The organism is Variovorax sp. AC194, from assembly GCF_979257995.1.
The window spans coordinates 266284-279264 of sequence record NZ_OZ409823.1 but is presented as its reverse complement, the minus strand read 5'-3'; the positions used below and the strand labels follow the sequence as shown (position 1 = coordinate 279264).

Annotated in this window: 14 protein-coding genes and 1 riboswitch; of the genes, 6 read left to right on the top strand and 8 right to left on the bottom strand. The window is 67.3% G+C overall.

Features of this window, described 5'->3' with window-relative positions; translation table 11 throughout:
• Window positions 1–7 precede the first annotated feature (7 nt).
• From ACZYRS_RS01350 to ACZYRS_RS01340, 3 genes are all read left to right on the top strand, one after another.
• Window positions 8–1363 carry a M20/M25/M40 family metallo-hydrolase gene (locus ACZYRS_RS01350; RefSeq protein WP_463417839.1) on the top strand — a complete coding sequence of 452 codons (1356 nt, stop codon included), beginning with the start codon at window positions 8–10 and terminating at the stop codon, window positions 1361–1363.
• A gap of 99 nt (window positions 1364–1462) precedes the next feature.
• Window positions 1463–1924 carry a YidB family protein gene (locus ACZYRS_RS01345; protein WP_198785438.1) on the top strand — a complete coding sequence of 154 codons (462 nt, stop codon included), beginning with the start codon at window positions 1463–1465 and terminating at the stop codon, window positions 1922–1924.
• A 110-nt stretch (window positions 1925–2034) separates the two neighbouring features.
• On the top strand, window positions 2035–3204 hold the full coding sequence (locus ACZYRS_RS01340; RefSeq protein ID WP_198785439.1) for an MFS transporter: 1170 nt from the start codon (window positions 2035–2037) through the stop codon (window positions 3202–3204).
• 10 nt (window positions 3205–3214) lie between these two features.
• Here the strand turns inward: ACZYRS_RS01340 and ACZYRS_RS01335 are convergent, their stop codons facing one another.
• Window positions 3215–4069: an alpha/beta hydrolase gene (locus tag ACZYRS_RS01335; protein WP_463417838.1), complete on the bottom strand. Its 855-nt coding sequence runs from the start codon at window positions 4067–4069 to the stop codon at window positions 3215–3217.
• Between the two features lie 73 nt (window positions 4070–4142).
• Entirely contained in the window at window positions 4143–5654 is a 1512-nt protein-coding gene (locus ACZYRS_RS01330; protein ID WP_463417837.1) for a M20 family metallopeptidase, read from the bottom strand.
• A 92-nt stretch (window positions 5655–5746) separates the two neighbouring features.
• Between ACZYRS_RS01330 and ACZYRS_RS01325 the strand changes: the two genes are divergently transcribed.
• Window positions 5747–6541 carry a DUF72 domain-containing protein gene (locus ACZYRS_RS01325; RefSeq protein ID WP_463417836.1) on the top strand — a complete coding sequence of 265 codons (795 nt, stop codon included), beginning with the start codon at window positions 5747–5749 and terminating at the stop codon, window positions 6539–6541.
• Here ACZYRS_RS01325 and ACZYRS_RS01320 read toward each other — a convergent pair.
• Window positions 6538–7062, bottom strand: coding sequence for a bactofilin family protein (locus ACZYRS_RS01320; RefSeq protein ID WP_198785443.1), 525 nt, complete (start codon window positions 7060–7062; stop codon window positions 6538–6540). The genes ACZYRS_RS01325 and ACZYRS_RS01320 overlap by 4 nt on opposite strands.
• A gap of 173 nt (window positions 7063–7235) precedes the next feature.
• Here ACZYRS_RS01320 and ACZYRS_RS01315 point away from each other — a divergent pair, with 173 nt between their 5' ends.
• A complete protein-coding gene (locus tag ACZYRS_RS01315) occupies window positions 7236–8108 on the top strand; it encodes an ion transporter (protein ID WP_463417835.1) in 873 nt (290 codons plus the stop codon).
• On the opposite strand, the gene ACZYRS_RS01310 is transcribed toward ACZYRS_RS01315, so the two are convergent.
• The 4 genes from ACZYRS_RS01310 to ACZYRS_RS01295 form a co-directional block, all read right to left on the bottom strand.
• Entirely contained in the window at window positions 8053–8640 is a 588-nt protein-coding gene (locus tag ACZYRS_RS01310; protein WP_463417834.1) for an IMPACT family protein, read from the bottom strand. The genes ACZYRS_RS01315 and ACZYRS_RS01310 overlap by 56 nt on opposite strands.
• A 22-nt stretch (window positions 8641–8662) precedes the next feature.
• Window positions 8663–9250 carry a methionine biosynthesis protein MetW gene (metW, locus tag ACZYRS_RS01305; protein WP_198785446.1) on the bottom strand — a complete coding sequence of 196 codons (588 nt, stop codon included), beginning with the start codon at window positions 9248–9250 and terminating at the stop codon, window positions 8663–8665.
• Window positions 9247–10404: a homoserine O-succinyltransferase MetX gene (metX, locus tag ACZYRS_RS01300; protein WP_463417833.1), complete on the bottom strand. Its 1158-nt coding sequence runs from the start codon at window positions 10402–10404 to the stop codon at window positions 9247–9249. Before metX ends, metW begins: the two co-directional genes overlap by 4 nt.
• Before the next feature lie 122 nt (window positions 10405–10526).
• Entirely contained in the window at window positions 10527–11090 is a 564-nt protein-coding gene (locus tag ACZYRS_RS01295; RefSeq protein ID WP_198785448.1) for a TMEM165/GDT1 family protein, read from the bottom strand.
• A gap of 15 nt (window positions 11091–11105) precedes the next feature.
• A riboswitch (yybP-ykoY riboswitch) is annotated at window positions 11106–11286 on the bottom strand.
• Window positions 11287–11548: 262 nt separating this feature from the next.
• Here ACZYRS_RS01295 and ACZYRS_RS01290 point away from each other — a divergent pair.
• The gene (locus ACZYRS_RS01290; RefSeq protein WP_463417832.1) at window positions 11549–12115 is read left to right on the top strand and encodes an RNA recognition motif domain-containing protein; all 567 of its coding nucleotides are present in this window, start codon (window positions 11549–11551) and stop codon (window positions 12113–12115) included.
• A gap of 68 nt (window positions 12116–12183) precedes the next feature.
• On the opposite strand, the gene ACZYRS_RS01285 is transcribed toward ACZYRS_RS01290, so the two are convergent.
• Window positions 12184–12969, bottom strand: coding sequence for an SDR family oxidoreductase (locus ACZYRS_RS01285; RefSeq protein WP_463417831.1), 786 nt, complete (start codon window positions 12967–12969; stop codon window positions 12184–12186).
• Between the last annotated feature and the right edge of the window lie 12 nt (window positions 12970–12981).

The window sequence follows — 12981 nt, the reverse complement described above, 5'->3', positions numbered from 1 at the left end:
TCCGCCCATGTCCCGTTCGCTCCGTCTCGCGCCTTTTGCCCCTCTCTTTCTCGCCGCGCTGTGTGCCGCGAACAGCGTCCACGCCCAGAGCAACGCCGTCGCGCCCACGCCGGCGCAGGTCAGCCCTGAAGTCGACAGGACCTACACCCAGCTGATGGCCTCGCCCGCGATCCAGAAGCTGCTGGAGGCGGTCAAGGCCGACCACGAGCGCGCGGTCGAGGAACTGAAGACGCTGACGGAAATCGAGGCGCCGCCCTTCAAGGAACAGAAGCGCGCCGAGGCCTTCCTCGCGCGCATGAAGGCGCTGGGCCTCACCGACGCGAAGATCGACGCCGAAGGCAACGTCGTGGGCCTGCGCAAAGGCGTGGGCAACGGCCCGAAGCTGCTGATCTCCGCGCACCTCGATACGGTGTTCCCCGCCGGCACCGACGTGAAGGTGAAAGAGCGCGACGGCCGGCTCCATGCGCCCGGCATCGCGGACGACACGCGCGGCCTCACGGTGCTGCTGTCGTGGCTCAAGGTGCTCAACGACAACAAGGTACAGACGGCGGGCGACCTCTTGATCGTCGCCAACGTCGGGGAAGAAGAGCTGGGCAACCTGCGCGGCATCAAGGCGATCTTTCGCGACCACCTGGACATCGACGGCATGGTCGGGCTGGAGCCATCGCCCGACGGCCACGTGCTGGTGCTGGGCACCGCGAGCCATCGCTACGAGGTCAACTTCAAGGGCCCGGGCGGCCACAGCTTCGGCGCGTTCGGCCAGGTGCCCAGCGCGATCCACGGCATGGGCCGCGCGATCGCCAAGATCGCCGAGGTGCGCACGCCGAGCTTTCCCAAGACCACCTTCACCGTCGGCACCGTGGGCGGCGGCACGTCGGTCAACACCATCGCGCCGGATGCGCGCATGGCCATCGACATCCGCTCGGACGACATGGCCTCGCTGCTGGAGACCGAGAAGAAGATCCTCGCGGCCATCGACGAAGCGGTGGTGGAAGAGAACAAGCGCTGGAACGTGACCACGCTGAGCGCGAGCCACAAGCTCATCGGCGACCGTCCGGGCGGACGCACCCCGACGGACTCGGTGATCGTCGAAGCGGCCACGCGTTCGAACACCGCCTTCGGGCACAAGACGCTGCTGCGCGGCGGCAGCACCGATGCCAACGTGCCGATCTCGCTGGGCATCCCGGCCATCATCATCGGGGGCGGCGGCAAGTCCTCCGGTTCCCATGCGTTGAGTGAGTCGATCGACGTGACAGATGCATGGAAAGGCGCGCAGAATTCGCTCGTGACCGTGCTCGGGCTCGTCGGCGTGCAGGGGGTCACCCCCGCATTGCTGCCCAAACGCCCGGCACGTACCAAGTAATTTGTCACGTTGCAAGTTCGAAAGTGGGCGCTCCACTTACAGCTTGCGGTCCGTCACACGGAAAATGCGACGGTTCTGTCACACACCAAGGAAATGACCATGGGATTGCTCGATTCGGTGCTCGGTCAAGTGCTCGGAGGCGCTGGCCAGCAGCAGCAACCGCAAGGCGGAGGCATCGGGGGATTGGGAGATCTCGGCGGCCTGGCCGGCGCGCTGGGTGGCCTGCTCGCCAACAACGGCGGTCAAGGCGGCCTGGGTGGCCTGGTCTCCAAGTTCGAACAGGCCGGCATGGGCGATGTCATCGGCTCGTGGATCGGCAAGGGGGACAACCAGCCGGTGTCGGGCGACCAGCTGCAAAACGCGCTCGGTGGCGACACCATCGCGAACATTGCAGCCAAGCTCGGCATCAATGCGCAAACGCTGCTGCCCATGCTCGCCACCATGCTGCCGGCCCTCATCGACCAGCTCACGCCGCATGGCAAGGTGCCCGACCAGGGCCTTGGCAACCATGACGACCTGCTGGGTTCGCTCAGCGGCTTGCTGCAAGGCAAGCAGTCCTGAACGAGGCCTGCCTCACCAGAATTCCGGCGCCCGCGAGGGCGCTTTTTTTGGCCGGCTCATGGCCGATTCTCGGCTGGCGCCTGGACAACGAATCCCGTAGAACCCTTGCCATGAACCGCAACCTCTGGCTCCTGGCCATCTGTCAGGGCCTCTTCCTGACCAACAACGTCACCTTCATCGCCATCAACGGGCTGGTGGGCCTGGCCATCGCGCCGCGCGGCTGGATGGCGACGCTGCCGGTGATGGGCTATGTGGTGGGCGGCGCGCTGACCACCGGGCTGGTGGCGCGCACGCAGCAACGGTTCGGGCGCCGCGGGTCGTTCCAGATCGGACTGGCGGTGGCGCTGGGCTCGGCACTGCTGTGCGCCTATGCGGCGATCTCCAGGAACTTCTGGCTGCTGTGCTTCGCGACGGTCGTGGCCGGCTACTACAACGCCAACGCCAATCTCTACCGCTTTGCCGCTGCCGAGCTCGCTGCGCCGGAATGGCGCGAGAAGGCGGTGTCGCTGGTGATGGCCGGCGGCCTGATCGGCGCGGTGGCCGGTCCCAACCTCGCGTCCGCGACGCGCGAACTCTTCGCCGTGCCGTTCGCGGGCGCCTACATCGCGCTGGCCGCGGTGGCGCTGCTCTCGATGGCGGTGATGCGCTTCATCGACTTCCCCGCGCCCCTGACCCGGCAGCAGGCCCTGGGCGGACGGCCGCTCTCCGAAATCGTGCGGCAGCCCGTGTTCATCGTCGCCGCCGCCGCGGGTGCGCTGGGCTTCGGCGTGATGAACCTGCTGATGGCCGCGACGCCGATCGCCATGCAGATCTGCAGCCTGCCGTTTTCCGACGCCGCGCTGGTGCTCGAATGGCATGTGATCGGCATGTTCGCGCCGGGCTTCTTCACCGGCCACCTGATCCGCCGCTTCGGCGCGCTCCCCGTGATGGGTGTGGGGCTCGCGCTCAACCTGGGCTGCATCGCCGTCGCGCTGTCGGGGGTGGAACTGCAGCACTTCCTCGTAGCGTTGTGCCTGCTGGGCGTGGGCTGGAATTTCCTCTTCACCGGCAGCACGACGCTCTCGCTCACGGCCTACACGGCCGAGGAGCGCGACAGGGCCCAGGGCGCGCTCAATTTCTGCGTGTTCGCAACGCTGGCGCTGACCTCGTTCGCCTCGGGCGTGCTGGTCATGACGCAAGGCTGGCAGCTGCTGAACTACGGTTCGCTGGTGCCGGTGGTGCTGACCGGCGCGGCACTGCTGTGGCTCGCGCGGACGCGGCGGCGCTCGGCCGCGGTCTGACGCGGCGCGATCAGTTCGACGGGAACCGCTGGTCGAGCCAGCGCTGCAGCGCGGCGAACACGGGCTCGGCGTCCAGCTCGTTGAAGATCTCGTGGTACAGGGTCTCGAAGCACTGCGCCTGGACCATGCCGCTGGGCGCGGCCGCCGCTGCGAATGCGCGGCTCGCGGCGGGCTTCACGAGCCGGTCGTCGCCCGCGTAGATCAGCAGCGTGGGCACCGGCCAACGCGCTGCCGCCTGCTGCACCGTGGCGCCTTCGTAGGCGAGGAAGCGCGCGAGCCGGCTGCCGATGCGGTCGTGCGTGAGGGGATCGTCGCGGTAGGCTTGCACGACGGCGCGGTCGTGCGAGAGAAAGTTGTCGTCCAGCCCGTTGCCCACGCGCAGGTTCGGCGCGATGCGCGGGAGCACCGCGAGCAGCGCCTTCTGGAACCCGCTCAGGCCCGGGTCGAGCCCCGGCGACGAGAGCACCAGGCCATCGACCGGCCGCACGCCGCGCGCCACCAGGCTGGCCGCGACCAGCCCGCCGAGGCTGTGCCCCAGCAGCACGAGCGGCACGCCGGGGTTTTCGCGGCGCGCGTCGTCGATCACCAGCGCGAGGTCGTCGACCAATCGCAGTTCGCTCGGCAGGCCGCCCCGCGCACCGGTCGATTCGCCGTGCCCGTAGTGGTCGTGCGCCCAGACAGCGAAGTCCCATTCGTGCAGCCGCTTCGCCAGGCCGTGATAGCGCCCCGAATGCTCACCCAACCCGTGCACCACGACCACCACGGCACGGGGCGTCGCGGCAACGGGCAGCCGGCGCAGGGCGAGCGTCTGGCCATCCGGGGTGGACAGCGGCACGCGCTGCGGCAGCGGCAGCGCGTCGCTCATTGGTGCACCCTTGGCGCTGCGCGCCTTCCCGCCAAGCGGGAGCGAGCTTGCCTGGGGCGGCCCGGCGCCTCGCTCAAGCAGCCGCCGGCTCCGCGGCGGCAGCGCGGTGCGCGACCGGCAGGGCAGCGATCACCTCGGCCACGGCAGCCGTCAGCTTCTTGGCATACGGCACGTGCAGGAACTCGTTGGGTCCGTGCGCATTGCTCTTCGGGCCGAGCACGCCGCAGACCATCATCTGCGCCTTGGGGAAGCCGGCGCTCAACATGTTCATCAGCGGGATCGTGCCGCCCTGGCCGATGTAGCCGCAGGACGCGCCGAAGTGCGCCTGCGAGGCCTTGTTGAGCGCGTCCTCGAACCACGGCGTGATCGTCGGTGCGTTCCAGCCGGTCGCGCCGCCGTTGCTCTCGAAGGTGACGCGCGCCTGGTAGGGCGCGTTGTCTTCCAGCAGCTTCTTGAGGTGCTGCACCGACTCGGCCGCATCGACCAGCGGCGGCAGGCGCAGCGAGAGCTTGAAGGCGGTGTAGGGGCGCAGCACGTTGCCCGCGTCCTTCAGCGCCGGAAAGCCTTCGGCGCCGGTGACCGACAGCGTGGGCTTCCAGGTGCGGTTGAGCAGCGCCTCCACCGGGTCGGTGGTGGTGGGCAGCGCGAACATCGTCGAGCCGCCGCAGTCATAGTGCGCCCACGGAAAGCGCTTGTAGACCTCTTCGCCGAGGATCGCGGCGGTCGCCTTGGCTTGCGCGAGGCGGTCGGCCGGCACTTCGCAGTGGAAGCTCGCAGGCAGCAGGCGCCCGGTGGCGCTGTCTTCCAGGCGGTCGAGCACCTGCCGCATGATGCGAAAGCTCGAGGGCACGAGGCCGGAGGCGTCACCGGAGTGAATGCCTTCGGTCAGCACCTCGACCTTGAGCGTGCCGCTGGCCATGCCGCGCAGCGACGTGGTGAGCCACAGCTGGTCGTAATTGCCGGCGCCGGAATCCAGGCAGATCACGAGTTCGACATTGCCCAGGCGCGGGCGCAGCGCGTCGACGTAGGGCAAGAGGTCGTAGGAGCCGCTTTCCTCGCAGGTCTCGATCAGGCCGACGATGCGCGGATGCGCCACGCCCTGCGCCTTGAGCGCCTGCAGCGCGGCGACGCTCGCGTACACCGCGTAGCCGTCGTCGGCGCCGCCGCGGCCGTAGAGCAGGCCGTTCTCGTACTTGGGCGTCCAGGGGCCGAGGTCGTTGCGCCAGCCGGTGAATTCGGGTTGCTTGTCCAGGTGGCCGTACATCAGCACGGTCTCGCCCATGTCGGTGCCGGTGGCCGGCACTTCGAAGAACAGCACCGGCGTGCGGCCATCGAGGCGCACGATCTCCAGCTTCAGGCCTTCGACCTTCTGGGCCTCGACCCAGGCGGCGGCGTTGCGCAGCACGGTCTCCAGGTAGCCGTGGGCCGACCAGTCCTTGTCGAAGCCGGGCGACTTGGCCGGGATGGCGATGTAGTCGGTCAGTTGCCTGACGATGTCGCCGTCCCACTGGGCGGTGACATCGGAGAGGGCGCGCGTCGCGTCGAGCGTGCCGGCAGGCATTTCGCGGTGCAGGGGGGCGTTCATCGGTGGGTTCTCCGCGTGGGACGAAAAAATCGCATTTTGCGCCTCGCGGCGAGCGCGCGTAGAGTGCGGGCGATCTCAACCCGGAGCGCAATGTGAGCAAGGCAACATCGACTCGGATCAAGGCAGGCATCAAGGTTGGTATTGGAGGCTGGACCTACGAGCCCTGGCGCGACAACTTCTACCCCAAGGGGCTCGTGCAGGCCAAGGAGCTGAACTACGCGAGCCGCCACGTGAGCGCCATTGAGATCAACGGCACCTACTACAGCACCTTCAAGCCCGAGACCTTCCGCAAGTGGCACGACGACACGCCGGAAGACTTCATGTTCTCGATGAAGGCCTCGCGCTTCACCACCAACCGCAAGGTGCTGGCGACCGCGGGCGAATCGATCCAGCGCTTCATCGACAGCGGCGTGAGCGAGCTGGGCGACAAGCTCGGGCCGATCGTGTGGCAGTTCATGCCGACCAAGCAGTTCGATGCGGAGGACTTCGAGGCGTTCCTGGAATTGCTGCCGAAGAAGGAGGGCAGCCGCGTGCTGCGGCACGTGATGGACGTGCGGCACGAGAGCTTCATCACGCCCGCATACAAGGCACTCGCGAAGAAGCACAAGGTCTCGACCGTGTTCACCGACGCGGACAAGTTTCCGTCGTTCGAGGAGCCCGAGGGCGACGTGGCCTATGCGCGGCTCATGATGGCCGACGCGAAGCTCAAGACGGGGTATGGACCGAAGGCGCTCGATACCTGGGCCGAGCGCGCGCAGGGTTGGACCGAGTCACCAAAGAAGCGTGACGTGTTCGTCTACTTCATCAATGGCGCCAAAGAAAGAGCACCGGCCGCGGCCGGTGCCTTGTTGGAGCGCCTGGGGTGGGAGCCCCCCGAGGGGGCTTAGGCCGCAGCCTGGAGCGACGGCTTGGCGCCGAAGCTGATTTCGCCGGACAGCTGGCCGCCTTCTTCGATCACGATCTTGCCGTAGCGGATCTTGCCGGTGACCTTGCCGGTCGAATGGATCACGAGCTTCTCGCGCACCGTGAGGTTGCCGTCGAAGATGCCGCGGATTTCGGCGATGTCTATTTCGGCCGAGCCCTTGAACTCGCCCTGTTCGGCGATCTGCATCAGGCGCGAGTCCATGGTCGCTTCGACCAGGCCTTCGACCACGAGCGTGTCGCAATCGGTGATCTCGACGCCCTTCAGCTTGATGTTGGGGCCGACGGTGAGTTTGCTGCCGCCTTCCTTGGCGACGGGTGCTGCCGCTGCGGCGGCATTGAGGCCGCCTTGCTGCGCGGTCAACGAAGAGGGATTGACGGGCGTGCCCGACAGATTGGTGCCCGAACCGACCAGCGGTGCGGGGCGGGATGTCAACGAGTCGGTGTCACGATCGCGCTTGCCGAAGAAGGGGGACTGTGTAGCCAATGGGGAGCTCCTCAAGAAAGGGACTATCGTAAGAACGCACTCACGGACCGCGGCACTTCATTGCGCAAGAAGCGTAACTGAATAAATCGACCGCGGACATGACAATGTGCACCATGACCCGTCCGAACGCCGAGCCCCTGTCCTCCGCACATCCTGCACACGCCTCGCGCGCCATGTCCTCCGCCACCGACGCGCGATTCGACAAGCCGGCGCACGGCTGGCGGCGCACACTGTTCACGGTGATCTTCGAGGCCGACACGCGCGCGGGCCTGATGTTCGACCTGGCGCTGATCGCAGTGATCGTGACCAGCGTGCTGGTGGTGATCCTGGACAGCGTGCAGTCGATTCGGGAGCACTGGCGGCCGCTGTTCAGCGCGCTCGAATGGGTGTTCACCATTCTCTTCACGCTGGAATACATCGCGCGGCTGAGCTGCGTGAACAAGCCGCTGCGCTACGCGCTGAGCTTCTATGGCGTGATCGACCTGCTCGCGCTGCTGCCGACTTTTCTCGTGGCCTTCGCGCCCGAGCTGGCCTACCTGATCGACGTGCGCATCCTGCGGCTCCTGCGCGTGTTCCGCATCTTCAAGCTTTCGCGCTACTCGGTGGAGTACCGCGCGCTGGTCTCGGCCGTAGCAGCGAGCCGGCGCAAGATCACCGTGTTCGTGGGCTTCGTGATGCTGGTGGTGCTGGTGATGGGCACGCTGATGTACGTGGTCGAGGGGCCGGTGCACGGCTTCACGAGCATTCCGGTGGCGATCTACTGGGCCATCTCGACGATGGCCACGGTGGGCTTCGGCGACCTCGTGCCCAAGACCGACCTGGGCCGCGCGATCGCCTCGGTGATGATGCTGCTCGGCTGGGGCGTGCTGGCGGTGCCCACCGGCATCGTGACCGCCGAGATGGCGCGGCGCGGACCCGACGACGAAGCCATGCCGCTGGCCGGGCGCGGCATCCTCGCGATGACGCCGCCTGCCGCACCGCCGCGGCGACTCACGCCGGCTGCCAGACGACGCGCCCTTGCGCAGCATCGTCGAGGCGCGCGATGAAGGCATTCGCCTCGGGCTCGGCAAGCGTGAAGGCGAAGAGCACGTCGTCGGCGTGCTGCACGCTGTCGAGCACCGCGCCGACGGCGGCCAGCTCTCGCCGCACCAATCCTTCGAGCGCATAGGGCACGGCGCAGCGCAGGCTCCGCTGGCGCACCAGCGGCACGAGCGCGGCGCCGAGCAGGGCCTGCGCGATGGCGTCGGTGTAGGCGCGCACGAGGCCGCCGGCACCGAGCTTCACGCCGCCGAAATAGCGCACCACGGTGGCGAGCGAGCCTTCGATCTGTTGATGGCGCAGCACTTCCAGCATGGGCCGCCCGGCCGTGCCGCCGGGCTCGCCGTCGTCGTTGGCGGCCGACTGCCCGCCGGCCATCAGCGCCCAGCACACGTGCGCGGCCGCGGGATGCTCCGCGCGCAGCGATGCGACAACGGCCAGCGCCGCGGCACGGTCTGCCACCGGCTGCACCCGGCCGATGAACCGGCTCTTCTTGATGACCAGTTCGCTGTGAACCGGCTGGGCCAGCGTGAAGCTCATCCGGTGCGCTGCGGCGCGGTGTTCAGCCGCCGCGCTCGAATTTGAAGACCGCGGTGCTGGCGCGCGCGTTGGGCAGCCAGCGCACGTCGCGCCCGTTTTGCAGGCCGAAGGCATCGAGCACGCGCAGGTTGTTCTTGCCGGCCAGCACCTCGAAGTCCTTGAAGGTGCCCACGCGGATGTTGGGCGTGTCGTACCACTGGTAGGGCAGCCGGCGCGTCACCGGCATGCGGCCGCGCGCGATGCTCAGGCGGTTGGGCCAGTGTGCGAAATTGGGGAACGCGACGATGCCGATGCGGCCCACGCGCGCGGTCTCGCGCAGCATCACCTCGGCATTGCGCAGGTGCTGCAGCGTGTCGATCTGCAGCACCACGTCGAACGAGGCGTCGTCGAACATCGCGAGGCCTTCGTCCAGGTTCAGCTGGATCACGTCGACGCCGCGGCGGATGCACTGCAGCACGTTGCCGTCGGCGATTTCCACGCCGTAGCCGGTGCAGCCGCGCTCGCGCTGCAAGAGGTCGAGCAGGGCGCCGTCGCCGCAGCCCAGGTCGAGCACGCGCGCGCCTTCGGGCACCAGCGCGGCGATCAGTTTCTGGTTGTCGAGGTCGCTCATTGGATTTCCTTGGCGACGCGTTCGAAGTAGGAGCGCACCACGCCGATGTAGCGCACGTCGTCCAGCAGGAAAGCGTCGTGGCCGTGCGGCGCGTCGATCTCGGCGTAGCTCACGTTGCGGCGGTTGTCCAGGAGCGCCTTCACCAGCTCGCGACTGCGCGCGGGCGAGAAGCGCCAGTCGGTCTTGAAGCTCACGAGCAGGAACTTGGCGGTCGCTTTCGCGAGCGCGGTGCTGAGCTGGCCGCCGTGGCTGCGCGCGGGGTCGAAGTAGTCGAGCGCGCGGGTGATCAGGAGGTAGGTGTTGGCGTCGAAGTACTCGCTGAACTTGTCGCCTTGGTAGCGCAGGTAGCTTTCGATCTGGAACTCGACGTCCTGCGTGGAGTAGCGGTAGTCCAGGCCTGCGGCCTCGCCCTCGACGGCGCTGCGCAGGATGCGCCCGAACTTCTCGTTCATCACGTCGTCGCTCAGGTACGTGATGTGGCCGATCATCCGCGCGATGCGCAGGCCCCGCTTGGGGATCACGCCGTGTTCGTAGAAATGGCCGCCATGGAAATCGGGGTCGGTCACGATGGCGCGGCGCGCCACTTCGTTGAAGGCGATGTTCTCGGCCGTGAGGTTGGGCGCGCTGGCCACGACCACGGCGTGGCGCACGCGGTCGGGGTACTGCAGCGTCCACGAGAGCGCCTGCATGCCGCCGAGGCTGCCGCCCATCACGGCGGCGAGCGTCCGGATGCCCAGGGCATCGAGCAGCACGGCCTGCGCATCGACCCAGTCTTCGACGGTGACCACCGGGAAGTCGGCGCCGTAGACGCGGCCGGTGGCGGCATTGACGTGCATCGGACCGGTCGAGCCGAAGCAGGAGCCGAGGTTGTTGACGCCGATCACGAAGAAGCGGTCGGTGTCGACCGGCTTGCCCGGGCCGACCATGTTGTCCCACCAGCCCTCGGAGCGCGCCTGGCCTTCGTAGACGCCCGCCACGTGGTGCGAGGCGTTCAGCGCATGGCAGACCAGCACCGCGTTGCTGCGGTCGGCGTTGAGGGTGCCGTAGGTTTCGTAGGCGAGCGTGTAGTCGCTGATCGATGCGCCGCTGCGCAGGGCCAGCGGGCCTGCGAACTGCATCGACTGCGGACTGACGACCAAAGGAGGTGACGACATGAATGAAAAAACCCGGCCTCGCCAAAAACGAGCCGGGTTCCGGTGCCGTCTTTAGCTGAATTTATAAAGCGCCCGCAAGCTGTAGCAAATCGGCGCAACGGGCAGTATATCGCCCCGTCGAATTACCAACCGACGATCATCACGATGCCCAGCACCAGGAAGATCGCCGCCGAGATGCCGTGCACGAGCTTGATCGGCACGCGCCGCACGATCTTCTCGCCCAGCCACACCACCGGCGCATTGGCCAGCATCATCCCGAGCGTGGTGCCGGCGACGACCCAGAAGTAGTCCTGCGTGAAGCGGGCGGCGAGCATGACGGTGGCGATCTGGGTCTTGTCGCCCATCTCGGCCAGGAAGAATGCGACAAGCGTGGTGCCGAAGACGCCGAAGTGCGAGGCGCCGGGGGCGTCGTCGTCGTCGAGCTTGTCCGGTATCAGCATCCAGACGGCCATCGCGATGAAGGAGCCGCCAAGGATCCAGCGCAGCACCTCGGGGCCGAGCCAGCGCGTGATGTAGTTGCCGACGGCGCCCGCCAGCGCGTGGTTGACGATGGTGGCGGCGAAGATGCCCAGGACGATGGGCCAGGGTTTCCTGAAACGCGCGGCCAGGAGAAGGGCCAGGAGCTGGGTCTTGTCGCCCATTTCCGCGAGCGCGACGACGCCCGTTGCTACGAGAAAAGCTTCCATGATGAACGTGGGTTCCTTGGGCCGAAGGACGCAATTGACCGTGCAACACCTTCGGCCATATTCCCGAAGTTGCACGGTCAAAGGTCTCGCCAGGTGTGTTCACTGCACGCGCCATGTCCTGTGTGGGGCAGGACAAGTCTGTTGACGCGGGCCCTTCTCGAAAAACGGAAGGCGGCTACTCCCCAATGACGGGGCGGATTCTACCTGTAACGCCAACCGCCTCATTCCGTCCCGGTAAGCGTGCGCTAGCTTTCCTGGGTTTTGACAAGTGCTACTCCAAGAAGCAATTTCCCGCTTGCTTTTTGCATATTTCACCCATAATGCACGAGCCTCCCTCTTCATTTTTGGTCGGGGGGTAGTTCGGTGATCGGTCAGTTTCGCGCGACTCGACGGCTCTCGTTTGAGTGATGCTTTCGGGACTCCATCGCTTTTCTTGATGTGTTTATAGGAGTCCCTTGATGGGCAACAAACTGTACGTCGGCAACCTGCCTTACTCGGTGCGCGACGGTGATCTCGAACAGGCATTCGGACAATTCGGCGCAGTGACCAGCGCCAAGGTCATGATGGAACGCGACACCGGTCGCTCGAAGGGCTTCGGCTTCGTCGAGATGGGCAGTGACGCCGAAGCGCAAGCTGCCATCAGCGGCATGAACGGCCAGCCCCTGGGCGGCCGCAGCGTCGTCGTCAACGAAGCACGTCCCATGGAAGCTCGTCCCCCGCGCAGCGGTGGTGGCGGCTACGGCGGCGGTGGTGGTGGTTATGGCGGCGGTGGTGGCGGTGGCTACGGCGGCGGTGGTGGTGGCGGCTACGGTGGTGGCGGCGGCGATCGCAGCGGTGGTGGCGGTGGCCGCTCCGGCGGTGGTGGCGGCTACGGCGGCGGCGGTGGCCGCAGTGGCGGCGGCGGCGGTGGTGGCGATGGCGGTTTCCGCAGCCCCTACGGCGCAGGCCCCCGTGGCGGTGGCGGCGGTGGCCGCTCCGGCGGTGGTGGCGGCGGCTACGGCGGCGGTGGCAACAGCGGCTACTGATCCCTGCACACACAAAGACAAAAGGCTCCCTCGGGAGCCTTTTTCATTGGGTGAATCGCCGGACTTGCTCAGCTTTCGCCGCTGCGCTTCTTGCGTCCTCGGCCCTGTACGACGCGGTCGAGCGCGGCATTCGGCAGCATGCGCATGATCTTGGCGATCACGCCCATCTGCCATGGAATCACGCGGTAGCTGGTGCCGGCCTCGATGGCGCGCAGCGCCTGGTCGGCGAAGTCCTCGGCCTTCATGAGAAAGGGCATGCCGTAGCGGTTGCCATGCGTGAGCGGCGTGTCGATGTAGCCCGGGCACAGCGTGACGACCTTGACGCCGCTCTTGTGCAGCTCGCCGCGCAGGCTTTCGCAGTACGCGACCACGCCCGCCTTGCTCGCGCAATAGGCGCCGTGCCCCGGCAGCCCGCGAATGGCCGCGACGCTCGCGATGCCGACCAGCCGCCCGCTGCCGCGCTGCCGCATCGCCGCCACGAACGGATGAAAGGTGGCCATCAGCCCCACGTTGTTGGTCGCGAAGGTGCGTGTCATCACGTCGATATCCCCGCGCTCCACGGTATCGACGCCGACGCTGATGCCGGCGTTGGCGATCACCACGTCGGGCAGCCCCTGGTGGTCGATGCAGGCGGCGCCGGCCGCCACGATGCTGTCGGTCTGCGACACGTCCGCGCTGTAGATCTGGTAGCGGCTTGCGTCCAGTTGGCGGGCGCTCGCCCACGATTCGATCTCGCCCGTGCGCCGTGCCACCAGCGCCAGCCGATAGCCCGCGTCATAAAAACGCGAGGCCAGCGCCTGGCCGATGCCGCTCGATGCGCCGGTGATGAAGACGAGCGGGGAGGTGGTGGTCATGCGTGGATGGGT